General features: G+C 59.5%; 17 protein-coding genes and 1 tRNA gene. 6 read left to right on the plus strand and 12 right to left on the minus strand.

All coding sequences use genetic code 11. The features are described 5' to 3' along the window. Positions 1–8: 8 nt before the first annotated feature. Entirely contained in the window at positions 9–863 is an 855-nt protein-coding gene (locus Q0Y02_RS14840) for a tetratricopeptide repeat protein (protein WP_297770116.1), read from the plus strand. 108 nt (positions 864–971) lie between these two features. On the opposite strand, the gene Q0Y02_RS14845 is transcribed toward Q0Y02_RS14840, so the two are convergent. Next, positions 972–1,664, minus strand: a complete 693-nt coding sequence (locus tag Q0Y02_RS14845; protein ID WP_297770119.1) for a 4'-phosphopantetheinyl transferase superfamily protein — start codon at positions 1,662–1,664, stop codon at positions 972–974. 148 nt (positions 1,665–1,812) lie between these two features. Between Q0Y02_RS14845 and Q0Y02_RS14850 the strand changes: the two genes are divergently transcribed. Next, complete coding sequence (locus Q0Y02_RS14850) at positions 1,813–2,748, plus strand: DUF808 domain-containing protein (RefSeq protein ID WP_297770121.1); 936 nt, start codon at positions 1,813–1,815, stop codon at positions 2,746–2,748. A gap of 51 nt (positions 2,749–2,799) precedes the next feature. Here the strand turns inward: Q0Y02_RS14850 and Q0Y02_RS14855 are convergent, their stop codons facing one another. The 6 genes from Q0Y02_RS14855 to rpsU all read right to left on the minus strand — a co-directional run bounded on the left by Q0Y02_RS14855 (position 2,800) and on the right by rpsU (position 8,044). Beyond that, the gene (locus Q0Y02_RS14855) at positions 2,800–2,967 is read right to left on the minus strand and encodes a hypothetical protein (protein ID WP_297770124.1); all 168 of its coding nucleotides are present in this window, start codon (positions 2,965–2,967) and stop codon (positions 2,800–2,802) included. 130 nt (positions 2,968–3,097) lie between these two features. Then, positions 3,098–3,174: transfer RNA gene (locus tag Q0Y02_RS14860), tRNA-Ile, on the minus strand. A 66-nt stretch (positions 3,175–3,240) separates the two neighbouring features. Then, positions 3,241–5,145, minus strand: coding sequence for an RNA polymerase sigma factor RpoD (rpoD, locus tag Q0Y02_RS14865; protein ID WP_297770128.1), 1,905 nt, complete (start codon positions 5,143–5,145; stop codon positions 3,241–3,243). Positions 5,146–5,329: 184 nt separating this feature from the next. Beyond that, the gene (gene dnaG / locus Q0Y02_RS14870) at positions 5,330–7,231 is read right to left on the minus strand and encodes a DNA primase (RefSeq protein ID WP_297770131.1); all 1,902 of its coding nucleotides are present in this window, start codon (positions 7,229–7,231) and stop codon (positions 5,330–5,332) included. Between the two features lie 137 nt (positions 7,232–7,368). Then, positions 7,369–7,815 carry a GatB/YqeY domain-containing protein gene (locus Q0Y02_RS14875; protein ID WP_297770133.1) on the minus strand — a complete coding sequence of 149 codons (447 nt, stop codon included), beginning with the start codon at positions 7,813–7,815 and terminating at the stop codon, positions 7,369–7,371. A gap of 13 nt (positions 7,816–7,828) precedes the next feature. Further along, on the minus strand, positions 7,829–8,044 hold the full coding sequence (rpsU, locus tag Q0Y02_RS14880) for a 30S ribosomal protein S21 (protein ID WP_035244904.1): 216 nt from the start codon (positions 8,042–8,044) through the stop codon (positions 7,829–7,831). Positions 8,045–8,204: 160 nt separating this feature from the next. Between rpsU and tsaD the strand changes: the two genes are divergently transcribed. Next, entirely contained in the window at positions 8,205–9,263 is a 1,059-nt protein-coding gene (gene tsaD, locus Q0Y02_RS14885; protein WP_297770833.1) for a tRNA (adenosine(37)-N6)-threonylcarbamoyltransferase complex transferase subunit TsaD, read from the plus strand. Positions 9,264–9,376: 113 nt separating this feature from the next. On the opposite strand, the gene plsY is transcribed toward tsaD, so the two are convergent. Further along, positions 9,377–9,991 carry a glycerol-3-phosphate 1-O-acyltransferase PlsY gene (gene plsY / locus Q0Y02_RS14890; RefSeq protein ID WP_297770136.1) on the minus strand — a complete coding sequence of 205 codons (615 nt, stop codon included), beginning with the start codon at positions 9,989–9,991 and terminating at the stop codon, positions 9,377–9,379. Between the two features lie 176 nt (positions 9,992–10,167). On the opposite strand from plsY, the gene folB reads away from it, so the two are divergent. Both folB and folK read left to right on the plus strand, forming a co-directional pair. Continuing rightward, positions 10,168–10,530: a dihydroneopterin aldolase gene (gene folB / locus Q0Y02_RS14895; protein ID WP_035244902.1), complete on the plus strand. Its 363-nt coding sequence runs from the start codon at positions 10,168–10,170 to the stop codon at positions 10,528–10,530. Next, positions 10,523–11,029 carry a 2-amino-4-hydroxy-6-hydroxymethyldihydropteridine diphosphokinase gene (gene folK, locus Q0Y02_RS14900; RefSeq protein ID WP_297770142.1) on the plus strand — a complete coding sequence of 169 codons (507 nt, stop codon included), beginning with the start codon at positions 10,523–10,525 and terminating at the stop codon, positions 11,027–11,029. The genes folB and folK overlap by 8 nt, the downstream gene beginning before the upstream one ends. A gap of 193 nt (positions 11,030–11,222) precedes the next feature. Here folK and Q0Y02_RS14905 read toward each other — a convergent pair whose 3' ends face one another. From Q0Y02_RS14905 to Q0Y02_RS14920, 4 genes are read right to left on the minus strand one after another with little or no spacing between them, the layout of a single operon-like run. Continuing rightward, complete coding sequence (locus tag Q0Y02_RS14905; RefSeq protein WP_297770145.1) at positions 11,223–12,167, minus strand: DUF4124 domain-containing protein; 945 nt, start codon at positions 12,165–12,167, stop codon at positions 11,223–11,225. Next, on the minus strand, positions 12,140–12,565 hold the full coding sequence (locus Q0Y02_RS14910; RefSeq protein ID WP_297770148.1) for a DUF4124 domain-containing protein: 426 nt from the start codon (positions 12,563–12,565) through the stop codon (positions 12,140–12,142). Before Q0Y02_RS14910 ends, Q0Y02_RS14905 begins: the two co-directional genes overlap by 28 nt. A gap of 19 nt (positions 12,566–12,584) precedes the next feature. Beyond that, entirely contained in the window at positions 12,585–13,322 is a 738-nt protein-coding gene (locus tag Q0Y02_RS14915; protein WP_297770151.1) for a pteridine reductase, read from the minus strand. Beyond that, positions 13,301–14,539: a multifunctional CCA addition/repair protein gene (locus Q0Y02_RS14920; RefSeq protein ID WP_297770154.1), complete on the minus strand. Its 1,239-nt coding sequence runs from the start codon at positions 14,537–14,539 to the stop codon at positions 13,301–13,303. Before Q0Y02_RS14920 ends, Q0Y02_RS14915 begins: the two co-directional genes overlap by 22 nt. Positions 14,540–14,955: 416 nt before the next feature. Between Q0Y02_RS14920 and Q0Y02_RS14925 the strand changes: the two genes are divergently transcribed. Then, positions 14,956–15,873 carry a DMT family transporter gene (locus tag Q0Y02_RS14925; protein WP_297770160.1) on the plus strand — a complete coding sequence of 306 codons (918 nt, stop codon included), beginning with the start codon at positions 14,956–14,958 and terminating at the stop codon, positions 15,871–15,873. Positions 15,874–15,944: the final 71 nt, after the last annotated feature.

The following is a 15,944-nucleotide window of genomic DNA, read 5'->3' on the forward strand; positions in this document are numbered from 1 at the left end:
GGCTGACCATGAAAGCACTACTAATACTTCTGGTGGCAGGCTGGTTGAGTGCCTGCGCGACCTCTTCCAGCCTGGACGACCAGGCTGATGAGATTCTCAGCCCGGATGAACAATTCGCCCAGGGGGAGTCCGCCCGTGCCAAAGGAGATTTTTCCGAGGCGCTGGCTAATTACGTGCCGCTGACCGAGCGTGAGGATGACTGGGCGATACGGGCCAAGCTTGCCATTGCCCGGTTAAGCCTGGATAGCGGCCGCAGTGAACCCGCCCTCAAAGCCTACGAGTTGATTCTTGAGGAGGCGCCGACGTTGGTGGAGGCCCAGGAGGGCAGGGGGCTTGCCTTGCTGGCTCGGGGAGAGTGGGAGAGTGCCCGCCGTCAGTTGCAGATCGCTCACCGCAATGATCCTTTACGCTGGCGTACCCTCAATGGCCTTGGGGTTGCCGACGACATGATCGGCTCCTATCAGTCTGCCGCCCGCTGGTATGGCATGGCGCTGGATGCCGGCGGGGATCGCCCCATGGTGATTAACAATGCCGGCTATTCGCTGATCATGGCGGGCCAGTATCGCGAGGCAGAAACCTTGCTGCAGCGGGCGGTGGCACGCTACCCCCGGGAGCAGCGCATGAGCCACAACCTGGCTATCGCCCAGGCCCGGCAAGGTCGCTATGATCGTGCCGTGGCGACGTGGCAGCGTTCCCAGAATCGGGCGGAAGCCCTGAGCAATGCCGGTTATGTGGCGCTGCTTAATGGCGATCAGGTGCGGGCTCGTGCCCTGTTTGAGGAGGCCAGTAGCGCCTCCACCAGTCACCGCCCCAAAATCGCCGCCAACCTGGCCAGTATTGCGAATAAAGGCAGTCAGCCATAATGTAACTGCCGCCTCGTTGTGAGAAGCGCATGCCGTTAACAATGAGGCATAAGCGACGAGGCTATCACGACTGTGGTCTGTCCGGGCGGCCGTAAAGGCAATGCCCGCTTAGCGTGGCAAGGCAATCCAGCTGAGTACGCCCTGTTGGCGTTCTCGCCAGCGAAAGGGTACCTCGGTACCGTGTTTCCACTGCTCTGTCAGCGTCGTCAGCAAGGTGAGTGAGCGCGGGTTGCGACGGGCGGCATCATGGAAGTAAAAACGCTTGCCGGTCAGGGGGTAGAGTGCCTTGAACAGGCTCTCTTTGGCAGAAAAGATCAGGGTGATGCGATTGGCCCGTTGTATCGGGCTGAGTCCTTTCAGGTGTTCCCTTTCTTCTCCGGTCAGCAATTCACGGCACAGCCGGTCTGCCCGCTCTGCGGTTAGCCACTGCTCGGTGTCCAGGCCCACCGCCAGCCAGTGCCGGGCGTCGGCCACCATCACCTCTGCAGAGCCCTTGCTGTGGGTAATGCTGCCCACGGTGCCGTCGGGCCACAGCGGCGCTCTATCGGCACCCATGCCCGGAATCCCCTCGAAACCCAGAATGCGTAGCGCTTCCCGTGCACACCAGCGCCCGGCCAGGTATTCGGTTTTGCGTTTGTTGACCGATGAGGTCAGCGAGGAGGGCAACGGGATATCGGCCCGCAAAAAACTGTCGTCGAGCAATTTTTCGATATGGTAGTGGCAGCCGACACGAACCAGCCCATCGGCAATTTCCTCGCGATGGATATTGGTAAGACACTGTGGGCGCTGATAGTCCGGCATGGTTTCTGGGCTGTCGATGGCTTTGGCTGCACTATAGCAAACTCGCGGCAAAAGAGGGGGCGAGTTCGCGGTGCGTCGGACGATAAGTGCCGGTAGAATCAGCGTTGGATGCGCACCCAGGCATAGTGATTATTCAAAGGAGAGTTTCATGGCCGGAACCAGCTTGCTGGCATTGCTCGATGATATTGCCACCATTCTCGATGATGTATCGGTAATGACCAAGGTGGCAGCAAAGAAAACCGCCGGTGTGCTGGGGGATGATCTGGCGCTGAATGCGCAGCAGGTGTCCGGCGTCAGGGCGGAGCGGGAGCTGCCGGTGGTCTGGGCGGTGGCCAAGGGGTCATTCGTCAACAAGCTGATTCTGGTGCCGGCCGCCTTGCTGATCAGTGTGTTTTTGCCCTGGCTGATTACACCGCTGCTAATGGTCGGTGGCGCCTACCTCTGTTATGAGGGCTGTGAAAAACTGCTTCACAAATTTCTGCATGGCCGGGATGCGAAGGAGGCAGAGCACCAGCAGCGCCTTCAGGCAGTCAGTGATGAGAACGTGGATCTGGTGGCATTCGAGAAGAGCAAGATCAAGGGGGCGATCCGCACGGATTTTATTCTCTCCGCGGAAATCATCGTGATTTCCCTGGGGGCGGTGCAAAGCGCCACTTTTGGCGTACAGGTGGCGGCTATCTGCGCCATTGCCGTATTGATGACGGTGGGCGTGTACTCGCTGGTAGCAGGTATCGTGAAGCTGGACGATGCGGGTCAGAACCTGATGCAGACGCCTGCGGACAGCACCGCTGCAGGGGCCCGTATTGCCTTTGGGCAAGCGATTCTGACGGTGGCGCCGTGGCTGATGAAGACTCTGTCTGTGGTGGGTACCGCCGCCATGTTCCTGGTGGGTGGCGGAATTCTGGTGCATGGTATCCCCGGCTCCCATGACTGGATTCACTCTTTGCAGGAAATGGCCGGCGCTGTGTCCTGGCTGGTGCCGCTGCTGATCAATCTGGTGGGCGGAGTTGTTGCGGGTGCTCTGGTGTTGACGGTAGTAACCAGCGTATCGAAATTCCGTGGAAAAGAAACGAGCGCTCACTGAATTCAGTGCGGTGATAGCTCATCAGCAGGGCAGGGGGATGCAAACCAGGCGTCAAGGCTCCAGCAGGAGCCCATGGGCCCTGGCCAGTTTCAGAGCTCGGATTTTCTGGTCTTGTTCGAGGGCGCTTTCGAGCTCCCGCAACGCATCTGTTTTGCCCTGGCGCTTCAGCTCATGCTTGATGGCATCCCAGGATTTTAGTGAGATTTTTTTGCCGTCCACGGTGGCTCCGAGTGCTGTCTGAGAACAACTTTCCTGCAGGGTAAAGCGGATCCATGGGCCGCGCCAGACTGCCATTAAGTGGCTGTCGTTAAGCGTCGCCAGGTGTAGATGAGAGGAATAACGAGGGAAATGGTGGGCCCACCAGGACTTGAACCTGGGACCAATCGATTATGAGTCGACTGCTCTAACCAGCTGAGCTATAGGCCCGAAAAACGGAAGGACAATAAAATGCCGGCCGCCGATTATTCGGGGGCCGGCAATTTTTTTCAAGCGTTAAAGGTCGCCATCCAGGAAGCTGCGCAGGTGTTCGCTGCGGCTGGGGTGGCGCAGCTTGCGCAGCGCCTTGGCTTCTATCTGACGGATACGCTCGCGGGTCACGTCGAACTGCTTGCCCACTTCCTCAAGGGTGTGGTCAGTGTTCATGTCGATACCGAAACGCATGCGCAGGACCTTGGCTTCACGGGCGGTCAGGTTGGCCAGGACTTCGCGGGTGGCTTCTTCCAGACCCAGGGACGTGGCGGAATCCACCGGGGACTCCATGTTGCCGTCCTCGATAAAGTCGCCCAGGCTGGAATCTTCATCGTCGCCGATGGGGGTTTCCATGGAGATCGGCTCTTTGGCGATCTTCAGTACCTTGCGGACCTTGTCTTCTGGCATTTCCAGGCGCACGCCCAGTTCTTCCGGGGTCGGTTCGCGGCCCATTTCCTGCAGCATCTGGCGCTGTACCCGGTTGATTTTGTTGATCGTCTCTATCATGTGCACCGGAATCCGGATGGTGCGCGCCTGGTCGGCGATAGAGCGGGTAATGGCCTGACGAATCCACCAGGTGGCATAGGTGGAGAACTTGTAGCCACGACGGTATTCGAACTTGTCCACGGCTTTCATCAGGCCGATGTTGCCTTCCTGAATCAGATCGAGGAACTGCAGGCCGCGGTTGGTGTATTTCTTGGCGATGGAAATTACCAGACGCAGGTTGGCTTCCACCATTTCCTTCTTGGCACGGCGAGCCTTGGCTTCACCGATGGAAATGCGGCGGTTGATTTCCTTGATGTCGCCAACGGGCAGACCAATGATTTCTTCGACGGTGGTGATCTTGCGCTGGGCGCGCTGGATGTCTTCTTTTACGACACTCAGCTTGTCGGCAATGGTCTTGCCCTTTTTGGTTTTCAGCTGCTGATCGACCCAGCCCATGTTGGTTTCATTGCCGGGGAACAGCTTGATGAAATCGCGACGATCCATGCCGCCACGGCGGATGGCGGAGGTCATGATCTGGCGCTCGAATTTACGCACCAGGTCCAGGTTGTTGCGCGCGCCGACCAGCATTTCGTCATAGATGCGCGGAACCAACTTGAACAGGGTGAAGTGTTCGGCCAGGGCTTCCAGGGCTTTGGCGGAGCTGGCATGGTCGCGACCGTTGCGCTTGAGGGCGCGCTCGGCTTTCTCATGCAGTTTTTTCAGCTCGGCAAAGCGCTCTGCTGCCAGTACCGGATCCAGGCCGCCTTCGTCTTCATCGTCATCGTCATCGTCGCCGTCTTTTTTGTCAGCGTCGTCGTCATCGCCGTTTTCTTTTGCTTTCTCTTTCGCTTCAGCGGCTTTCTTGGCCTTTTCTGCGAAGGTCGGTTCCTTGTTGGCATTGGTGGCGGCGGCGCCGTCATCATTGGGATCAAGGTAACCGGCGATGATGTCGGTGAGCTTGCGCTCTTCGTTTTCCACGCGGGCATATTCGTCGATCAGCATGTCCACGGCGCCGGGCCAGAAAGCCAGGGCGTGCAGGACTTCACGGGTGCCTTCCTCGATACGCTTGGCGATCTCGATTTCGCCTTCACGGGTCAGCAGTTCCACCGTGCCCATTTCGCGCATGTACATGCGCACAGGGTCGGTGGTGCGGCCGGGCTCGCTCTCTACAGAGGCGAGAACAGCGGCAGCTTCTTCGGCGGCAACTTCGTCGGTGCTGTCGGCACTTTCCTCGATCATCAACTGATCGGCATCGGCGGCTTTTTCCACCACGGTGATGCCCATGTCGTTGATCATCTGAATGATGTCTTCCACCTGATCGGTGTCGGTAATGGACTCCGGCAAGTGGTCATTCACTTCGGCGTAGGTCAGGTAACCCTGTTCCTTGCCGAGCGCGATCAACTGCTTCAGCTGGGATTGTTGCTGCTGCTTTTGAGTCGTCATGCAATAAAGCCCGTAACGTCGTGCTAGCTTGCCGTGGCTGACTAGCGGATTGTGGCGTGGGAAAACGGCGTATTATACCGGTATATGGGGATTTCGGCCAGTAAATGCAAGACTACGGGCCTGATGGCAGTGAATTGTTGCTAGTGTTGTTTCTCTATGAAAATCATATGTTTATGTGTTTTTTCTAGTTGAGGGGCTGGCGCGCATGCTGGCGAGCTTCGGCCAGGGCTCTGTGCAGCTCCTGCCACTGGGCGGTATCGGGGATGCCGGCCTGCTCGATTTCGTGAAGGGCGGCTTCCAGGCGGGCCACTTCCAGTTGGGACAGGGCATCCTGCCACAGGCGGGCTGCCATCTCTTTCTGCATGGGTGGTTTGAGGCTGGCCTTGAGCAGACGGGACAGGGTTTCGCCCTGTTCCAGTGCCATCAGCGCGCCCAGCAGGGCGGCGGGCCCATGATTCTGTCGGCACAGGCCGGCTACCTGTATCAGCAGGTCGATGTGGGGCAGGGGCAGTAGCTCCACGCCGTCGGGAAGAGGGTGCGCTTCCACCAGCTCCGGGTAATCCAGCAGTACCAATACCAGCCGTTCCGGCAGGGTCATGGGGCCCTTGCGACTGCCATCCTGATAACGGGCGGGGCGGCTGGGAGGCCGTGGCGAGTAGTGGTTGTCTGCCGGGTAGTAGTCGTCCGGTGGTGGCATTGATTCGCCGCCATCCATGGGCATGAAATCGTCATGCGGTTCCGGCTCGGGCCGGGAAGGGGCGGCGGGCGCCTGGGCCGGTTTGGGTGCCGGCTTCAATTGCGTCAGCGATTCCTTGTCCAGACGAGTCAGCTGCGATAGTTCCTGGGTAAGCAGTGCCCGGTAGACCGGGCCGGCAGGCTTGTCCAGATAGGGCAGAGCCAGTCGGGCCAGACGGGCACGGCCATCCACCGTGGCCAGATCCAGGCCTTCGGACAGATGTCGGAACAGGTAGGTGGAGAGCGCGTCGGCCTTTTCCGTGAGCGCCCGCAGGGCTTCCGGGCCCTGTTGTCGGACCAGGGTATCCGGGTCTTCGCCGTCCGGCAGGAACAGGAAGCGCACCTGTTTGCCGTCGTCCAGCGCGGGCAGTAGCGATTCCAGGGCGCGCCAGGCAGCGCGGACCCCGGCCTTGTCGCCGTCAAAGCAGAGCACGACTTCGTTGACCTGGCGAAACAGCTTGCGGGCGTGATCTTCGCTGGTGGAAGTGCCCAGGGTGGCGACCACATTGGGTACCCCGTGCTGGGCCAGGGCGATCACGTCCATGTAGCCCTCCACCACGTAGAGCCGGTCGCTGCGGTCGCGGCTCTGACGCCATTCCCACAGACCGTAGAGCTCCTGGCCCTTGTGGAAGACCGGGGTTTCCGGGCTGTTCAGGTATTTGGGTTTGCCGTCGCCGAGCACCCGTCCACCAAAGCCGATAGTGCGCCCGCGGGTGTCGCGGATCGGAAAGATAATGCGGTCGCGAAACTTGTCATAGGTGCGCCCGGTATCTTCACGGCGCACCAGCAGACCGGCAGTCAGGGCTTGCTCCAGGCCGGCTTCGGTGAGCGACAAACCGCCAATCAGGTTGTCGTAACCCGGTGGCGCAAAACCGACCCCGAAGCGTTTGGCAATCTCCCCGCTGAGTCCCCGCCCTTTGAGATAGGTGACGGCTTTTTGTCGTTCCGGTGCCTGGCGCAATTGCTGGCAGTAGAATTTTTCGGCCCGGCTGAGCAGGTCGTAGAGCGATTGCAGGCGGTCTTTTTTCTGCCGGTCGGCGGGGGTTTCCGGGCGGCTTTCCGGGACTTCCATGCCGGCGCGGCCAGCAAGCTGTTTCACCGCTTCCGGGAAGCTCTGGTGCTCGTATTCCATCAGGAAACCCACCGCATTGCCGGAAGCGCCGCAGCCAAAGCAGTAATAGAACTGCTTGTCCGGGGCGACCGTGAACGACGGGGTCTTTTCCTGATGGAAGGGGCAGCAGGCGCTGTAGTTGCGGCCGGTTTTTTTCAGGGGCACGCGGGAATCGATCAGCTCCACCAGGTCGGTGCGGGCTAACAGGTCCTGTACGAAATTTTCCGGGATGCGTGCCATGGGTCAGATTCTGCCAGATGGGAGGCTATTCAAACAGAAAGCGGTAACTGGCGGTAGTTCCGTTCGCCGTACGAAGTCAGTTTGGATTGAGAGGAAAAGAGTCGAATAAAACCGGTCAGGCTGGGTGACCGTGGGGATCAGTTCAGCTTGGCGCGAACCTTGCCACTGGCGGCGCCCATGTCGGCACGGCCCTGCAGTTGCGGCTTGAGGATGCCCATTACCTTGCCCATATCCTGCATGCCTGAGGCACCGGTCTGGGAGATGGCATCATCAATCAGAGCGTCGACTTCTGCGTCGCTCAGTTGGGTGGGGAGAAATTCCTGGAGTACTACGATTTCCGCTTCTTCGATTTCCGCCAGTTCCGGGCGGTTCGCATCGCGGTATTGAGTCGCAGAGTCCTTGCGCTGCTTGATCAGCTTGTCGAGCAACGCCAGTACACGGGCGTCATCGGGCTCGATGCGCTCGTCCACTTCGATTTGCTTGATCGCTGACAGCGCCATACGAAAAACGCCAAGACGTGCCTTTTCTTTGGCACGCATGGCGTCTTTCATGGCTGCAGTGAGCTGCTCTTTGAGCGCACTCATTCAGACGTCTACCTTAGTAGAGACGTTTGCGTGCAAGCTGCTCACGCTGCAGTTTCTTAAGGTGACGCTTGACGGCTGCGGCACGTTTGCGCTTACGCTCTTGAGTGGGCTTCTCATATTGCTCGCGACGACGCACTTCAGAGAGAACACCCGCTTTTTCACAGCCACGCTTGAAACGGCGCAGGGCCACATCAAACGGTTCGCCTTCTTTCACCTTCACCTGAGGCATGAAGAATCACCTTCCTAAAAGTCTTTGGGTTATATGGATTCGCCGCGGGCTCAGGTGGTCCCGGGTGCGGCGAGGGCGGGGATTCTACCTGAGTTAGGAATAAATGCAAATCCGGTCGTCCGGCGCTATCATGGCGCCCGTATTTCAAGGGGTGAGCATCATGCGTGTATTGGGTATTGAATCAAGCTGTGACGAGACCGGGGTTGCCATTTATGACACCGATGCCGGTCTGCTGGGGCAGGCCCTGTACAGTCAGGTGGAGATGCATGCCCGCTTTGGCGGCGTGGTGCCGGAACTGGCCAGCCGCGATCATGTGCAGCGGGTGCTGCCCCTTGTGAAACAGGTGATGGCGGAGGCTGATACCACTGCGGAGCAGCTGGATGGCATTGCCTATACCGCGGGCCCGGGTTTGGCCGGGGCGCTGCTGGTGGGAGCTGGCGTGGCCCGGGCGCTGGCCTTTGGTTGGGGGATCCCTGCCGTGGAAGTGCACCATATGGAAGGCCACCTGCTGGCACCGCTGCTGGAGCCGAATGCGCCGGCCTTTCCCTTTGTGGCCCTGCTGGTCAGTGGCGGCCATACCCTGTTGCTGGAAGCCCGCTCCCTGGGCGATTACGCCATTCTCGGTGAATCCGTGGATGACGCCGCTGGTGAGGCCTTTGACAAAGCCGCCAAGATGATGGGGCTGGGCTATCCTGGCGGCCCGCGTATTGCCGCCCTGGCGGAGCAAGGGACACCGGGGCGGTTCCGCTTCCCCCGGCCAATGACGGACCGCCCTGGTCTGAACATGAGCTTTTCCGGTCTGAAGACCTTTACGCTCAACACCATCAACGATCTGGGCGGCAAGGACGCCCTCAGCGAGCAGGACCAGGCAGATATCGCCCTGGCGTTCCAAGAAGCGTCGGTGGATACGCTGGTCATCAAGTGTCGTCGGGCGGTGGAGCAGACCGGGGACAAGCGGTTGGTGATGGCCGGTGGTGTCAGTGCCAACCGTGCCTTGCGGGCCAAGCTGGCCGAGCAAATGAACAAGCGTGGCGTCGAGGTGTTCTACCCCGCGCCCCAGTATTGCACCGACAACGGCGCCATGATCGCCTTTGCTGGCGCTCTGCGCCTGCAGGCCGGGGAACGCGCGGAGTTGCCCATCAAGGTTCGCCCGCGCTGGCCGCTGACGGAGCTGGAGAAGCTGCAAGCTTCAAGCTGCAAGCTGCAAGGCGCGGACTAAGTCGGGTTGGCTCTCAAAAGCTCTGCCCGCGCTCCTGGGGTGGTGCGCGGGTAGCGTGTCTCAGAAATTACCAGGGCCTGTCGCGTTGTAGCTTGTAGCTTGAGGCTTGCAGCTCAGTCCTTCTTCCGGAACCCCAGTTCTTCCCCGCGCAGCAGTTTTTGCAGGTTGCTGCGATGGCGCAGGATCATGACCAGTGACAGTGCCACCATGGGCCAGAAGGCCTGGGGCAGCCAGGCGAAGATGCAGGCCGGGGCGACCACGAAGGCGCTCAACGAGGCCAGGGAAGAAATGCGGGTGAGGGCGAAGACCAGCAGCCAGACGACACCCGCCACCAGGCCGCTGGGCCAGTGCAGGGCAAACAACAGACCGAAGGCCGTGGCTACACCCTTGCCGCCCTGGAAGTGGAAAAACACCGGAAACAGATGGCCGAGAAAGGCAAAGGTGCCCACCAGTGCGGCCACGAACGGGCCCATGCCCAGGTAGTGGGCTATCACTACCGGGATCACCCCTTTGAGTACGTCGCCCAGCAGCGTCAGCGCCGCAGCGGGCTTGCCGCCGATACGCAGCACATTGGTGGCGCCCGGGTTGTTGGAGCCCTCGGTGCGCGGGTCCGGATAGCCGAACAACCGGCACACCAGAATCGCACTGGAAATGGAGCCCATCAGATAGCCGGCCACGCACAATGGCAGCAGCCAATACCACACATCCTGTAATGTCCCTGCTTGCACCGGCTATAATCTCCCTTCACATCGCCGGGGTGGCGAATTCTGCATGCTTGGCAGGCGTTAATTGTACACATGGCGACACGCCTGCCTGCGTTGCAAGCGTAACATCTGATTACCCAAAAGGGATCTATGAAGATGTTAAGTCGCTTCCCCGTGAAATCTGCGCCAAGAGGGCGAGTATGGACATTGTTTATATCAATGATTTGAAAGTGGATACCGTGATCGGGATTTTCGACTGGGAGCGGCGTATTCGTCAGACTGTCAGCCTGGATCTGGAAATGGCGGCGGATATCCGCAAGGGTGCGGCGTCGGATCACATCGACGATGCGCTGGACTACAAGGCCATCGGCAAGCGTGTGATTGCGTTTATCGAGGGCAGTGAATTTCAGCTGGTGGAAACCCTGGCGGAAAACGTGGCTCAGCTGGTGATTGGTGAATTCAATGTTCCCTGGCTGAAACTGCGCCTCAGCAAGCCCGGCGCCCTGCGTGGGTCGCGGGATGTGGGCGTGATCATCGAAAGGGGTCAAAAACCCAATGGGTAATACGGATCAATCTGCCCGGGTGTACCTTAGCCTGGGCTCCAATATCGACCGGGAGCACAATATCCGTTCCGGTCTGCAGGCACTGGCTGCCGCCTTCGGTGAGTTGGCGGTCAGTCCGGTGTACGAAAGTGAAGCGGTGGGTTTTTCCGGCGATGCCTTCTACAACCTGGTGGTGGGAATCGACACTGCCTTGTCCGTGGGTGAGTTGGCCGCAGTCTTGCGCGATATGGAAAAAGACCATGGTCGGGTGCGTGGGGAAAAGAAATTTTCCAGCCGGACCCTGGATATCGACATTCTCACTTACAACGATCTCACCGGCGATATCGACGGGGTACAACTGCCCCGTGACGAAATCCTCAAGCACGCCTTTGTTCTCAAGCCTCTGGTGGATCTGGCTCCTGATGCAATTCACCCGGAAATCGGCAAGCCTTACCGGCAGTTGCTGGAAGAGTCGGATTTTGCCGGACAGGCATTGTGGGTGGTGGCGCTGGAAGCGTAGCTACGGGCTACGCTCGATTTCTACGAAGCCGCTGTAGGAGTACCTCTTGAGGTGCGAACCTTGCGGAGCAAGGAAATCGCCCGGAGGGCGATCAGGTGTGCCAGGCGTCGAAAGAGTGATCAGGTGGCGCTAGCTTCCTCGCTCAAGCTCGGATTCGTCCCTCAAGAGGAACTCCTACAGCTTGCCGCTGTATTCAATACCAATGCGGTGCCATGTCACTCTGCGCCCAGCGGAAAAAATCATACTCCAGCCGTGTCAGCCCACCCGGATAGATCTGGTCTATCCTTCTCAACGTGGGGCGGCGGTCGGTTTTTTCCAGTTCCTGAAGCAGTTGGCGCAATGTGCTGCGGCCCACGGGTTTGGACATCAGAAACGCCGTCGTCGCCCAGGCAACGGTGTAGGGAATGGCATCGAGTTCGTGGGCCATGCGCCGCCACTGGGTATCACCCAGGGACAGATACTGTCGCAGGGTGATCAGCCGCCCTTCATCCATCCATTGGCGGATGCGTGCCTGGGCGTCAGGCAGGGCACTGACTTTCAGGCGGCCATCGGGTTGCACTTGCAGAGTCTGAAAATACTGGGCCAGGCCCTCATGCAGCCACACCGGTGAAGCCGGGGACAGTTGGTAAAGGAGTACGTGGCTGCTTTCGTGGAGAATCGTCTGGGCCACGTCCTGATCATCGCCCCAGCGCCAGACGGCCACTTCATTGCGGGAAGGGATAAACACGCCGGCGTAATTGGCGTTGCTGGAGCCGATGCGGTCGACCATCCATTGACGGAAATCCGCCTGCTGTTCGAACAGATACAGATTGACCTGGGCGGTGCCATGCAGGTCGAGACCGAAATCGTTGCGGTAACGCCGGTAGATGTTGCGGATCGCCTGCAGGGTGGTGTCATGGATTCCGTCGGGCAGAGTGAAGTCCTGCCGCAGTACGGTAATTTCCAGTTCCTGCATGAGCGGGGACGTTCTTTGGGTGATTTTTTTACTGTCCACCTGCTCGGGCGGACGATCACCAAAGTGCAGCTTGCCGTTGTCATCGCGCCACTGAAAAATGTCCCCATGGGCAGCCAGTGATGTCACCAGTGCGATCAGGCAGAGGCCGCTGCGGATCAGGGCGTACAGTGTTGTTGTATCCATTGGCGAACGGCGTCCTGGTCGGCTTTTACCTTATCCATGGTGGGGTGGGTGACATTGCCGTCGTCATCCCGGTAGACGAAACGGCCCTGCAGTCGCTTCAATTTTGCCCTGGCGTTTCGGCATTTCTTGTCCTGAGCATCTTGTTGTTTTTGCTCTCTGGCTGCCTGTTCCTGCGCCCTGGCCTGTTCGCTTTCGCGTAGTCGCAGGGTGCGTTGATTGATTTCGCGGACCCGCTCGCCCTGGCCGATCTTGGGCGGCGCCTTGATATCCAGTTTCTCGTGCTGTTCCTGTGGCGGCTGATCGCCAAAGTGCCAGTTACCGTCGGCATCCTGCCAGCGGTACACCTCGGCACTGGCGAGCAGTGGCAGCAATGCCAGTAGTGTAATGAGTCCTTTCATTCTGTCCCCCCGAACACGTTTAACTTCCCTGTAATGTGAGAGAGCGCCCTCCGTCCACGGCCAAAATCTGGCCGGTAACAAACGGCGCCTGTGTGCCCAGCCACAAGACGGTCTGGGCAATATCCTGCGGTGTGCCGCAGCGTTTCAGTGCGGTGGCATCCTGAATCTCTTGCTGATTCATCTGCCCGGCCTCCGGCCACAGGATGGGACCCGGTGATACGCCGTTGACGCGGATATCCGGCCCCAGTTCGCGGGCCAGGCTGCGGGTCATCATCGCCAGTCCGGCCTTGGCCATGCAATACAGGGTATGGTTTTGTAGCGGTTTTTCCGCGTAGACATCCACAATATTGATAATGCTGCCCTGCTGCTGCCGCAGGGCGTAGGCCAGTGTCTGGCTGAGAATAAAGGGAGCGCGCAGGTTGCTGTGAACCAGCCTGTCCCAGTCGGCATCATCGGCCTGATCGACGGGGGTCGGATAGAAGCTGGAGGCATTGTTGACCAGCAGATCCATGCGGCCGAAGCAGGCCAGGGCATCCTGGGCCAGTTGCCGCACCTGGTCGGGTTGATCCAGATCCGCCTGAAGCGTGGCCGCGCTATCCGGGCGCGAGCGATTGAGGCTGTCCGCCAGAGCCAGAGCCTCTTGTGCGCTGTTGCGGTAATGAATAATCACCCGCATGCCATTGGCATGCAGGGTGCGAACGATTTCTGCGCCGATGCGGCGAGCGCTACCGGTAATCAGGGCGACGGGGTCTGCCATGTTTTTTTAAACTCCGAGATTGCATGAATGCGAGCTTTTTCAATGGCCTCGCCCAGTGCCGGCCCTTCGATGCCGCTCTGGCGCAGTGCGGCAACATCAATATTGCTGGCAGCCTGCGCCGTACCACGCAAGTAATCCACTTGAGGGTAGGGGCGATCTTCCAGGCCGGTACGACCGCGAGCATCGGCTTCGCAGGAGAGAAGAAAATCCTCCAGCCGTTCAGGTCGGCGTATTACGTCCAGCGTTTTCAGCAGCTTCCAGACCGTGGCGGGTTTCAGCTCCAGGGCCCGGTGGCAGTGGGTATGGTATTCCGCCACCAGGGCCGCCAGGGTGGCGGCGTCCTTGGGGACGCGCCAGCGCTTTGACACGGTTTTCGCCAGCCGGGCGCTACGAATTTCGTGGGCGATATGCCGGGGCCATTCTTCCTCGGGCGTTTTGCCCTTACCCAGATCATGACAAAGCACAGCGTAACGGGCCGTCAACGGCAGGTTCAGTCGACTGGCCTGTTCCAGACACAGCCATTGATGCACCAGCGTATCCACCTCCGGATGGTGCTGCTCCGGTTGCGGAACCCCATCCAGAGCAGCCAGTTCCGGAAACAACACCCGCAGGGCGCCACAGGCATGCAACACCTGAAAGAAGACCTGGGGATCGCGCTCCATCAGCGCCCGGCTGGTTTCCTTCCAGACCCGTTCCGGCACCAGATAATCCAGCTCGCCGCTGTCAGCCAGCTGCCGCATGAGTGCCAGGGTGTCATCGGCTACCCGAAAACCCAGCCAGTGGTAGCGGGCAGCAAACCGCGCCACCCGTAATACTCGCAAGGGGTCTTCTGCAAAGGCGGGGGAGACATGGCGAAGCAGGCGGGCCTTCAGGTCAATCCGGCCGTTGAAGGGATCAAACACCTGGCCGCCTTCCTCCTGGGCCATGGCGTTGATGGTCAGGTCACGGCGCACCAGATCGTCGTCCAGGCTGACATCGGGGGCGGCATGGAAGGTAAAGCCGCCATAACCGTGACCGGATTTGCGTTCCGTGCGGGCCAGGGCGTATTCCTCCTGGGTTTTCGGGTGCAGAAAGACGGGAAAATCCTGTCCCACCGGGCGAAACCCTTTGGCCTGCATCTCGTCGGGTGTGGCACCGACGACGACCCAGTCTCTTTCTGTCACCGGCAGTCCCAGTAATGCATCCCGCACGGCACCACCCACCAGATAAATTTTCATCTTGTGCGCTCTCGTTATCTTGGACAGAATGGTCGCATGCTTTCTATCGTACTGAAACTACACATGCTGGTCGCAGACCGCTGTGCACGCAAATGGCGTGCGCAGGGATTGCGGCTGTGTGACTGATAGTTTCAGTTCTGCAAAAAGGCCGCAGTGTCCCTGACCTGCGGCCTTTTTTGTGTTTTTGGAAAGGTGGCAGGTCGTTAATCAGTTGCAAGTTGAAAGTTCAAAGTTGAAAAGCGCGGGAAAGGCAGCTGCTAATCATTGACCTCCTCAGCCCCGCCGTAAAGGGAAAGAGTGTGGAGCATGGTTTTCTCGCTTTGCGGCGCGGCTGAGGAGGTTGTCGGTTGGCACCAGCACCTGCCGCGCCTTTCAACTTTGAACTTTCAACTTGCTCCTCAACCAAGGAGAACGACATGCCAACCCTGGCAGCGTATTTGATCGTAGTGGCGGTGTGGGCAACCACGCCGTTGGGGATTAAATGGAGTGGTGATGCCATGGCACCGCTGGCGGCAGCTGGCGTGCGTATGGCCATTGCTGCGCTGCTGGGTTTGCTGTGGTTGTGCTGGAAGCGTCAGAGCCTGCCGCTGCATGGTCGCGCTGTGCTCAGTTATACCGTTGCCTTGCCGGGTATTTTTGGGGCCATGGCGTGTAGCTACATGGCGGCCACACATCTGCCTTCCGGTCTGATTTCGGTGATTTTCGGTCTGGCCCCATTACTCTCCGGCCTGATGATGCAATCTTTGCCTGGCAGCGTGCGACTGAATGGCTGGCACTGGAGCGCCTGCCTGCTGGGTTTGTTCGGCTTGGCGCTGGTGTTTGACGAAAACCTGGCGGGCCTGCTGGCCGGCGCGGACCTGGGTGAGCGTGGTACCGGGCTGTTGTGGATGTTGTCTGCGGTGACCCTGTTTGCCGGGGGCGGCATTGCCGTGCAGCGGGTGGGCGCCGGTCTGCAGCCCATGCAACAGACCGTCGGCGGCCTGATATTGTCATTGCCGTGCTACGCAGTGGCCATGCTCATTGCTGGCCAGTCGTTTGCCTTTAGCGGCGACCTGCGTGGGCTGTCCGCCATTATCTACCTGGCCGTGTTTGGCTCTCTGCTGGGTTTTTATTGTTATTTCCAGATCCTGTCACGGCTGCCTGCCGCCACGGTGGCGTTGGTCACACTGATTACACCCGTGTTGGCGCTGGCGCTGGGCAATCTGCTCAATGGCGAGAGCCTGGGCAGTATGGTGCTGATCGGTGCCGGGGTGATTGTGCTGGCGCTGTCCCTGTTTGTGTTGGGGGATCATCAGGTAAGGCGGCAGCTCAAGCGGTTTCAAGTGGAAAGTTGAAAGTGGTAACGCGGCTCGAACGTTTGTGGACGTTATGAGGAGGCGGCATTTGTAGGGTGCACTGAGCCCAA

The sequence above is a fragment of the uncultured Alcanivorax sp. genome, from assembly GCF_947258575.1.
In the GTDB taxonomy this organism is placed as follows: Bacteria; Pseudomonadota; Gammaproteobacteria; order Pseudomonadales; family Alcanivoracaceae; genus Alcanivorax.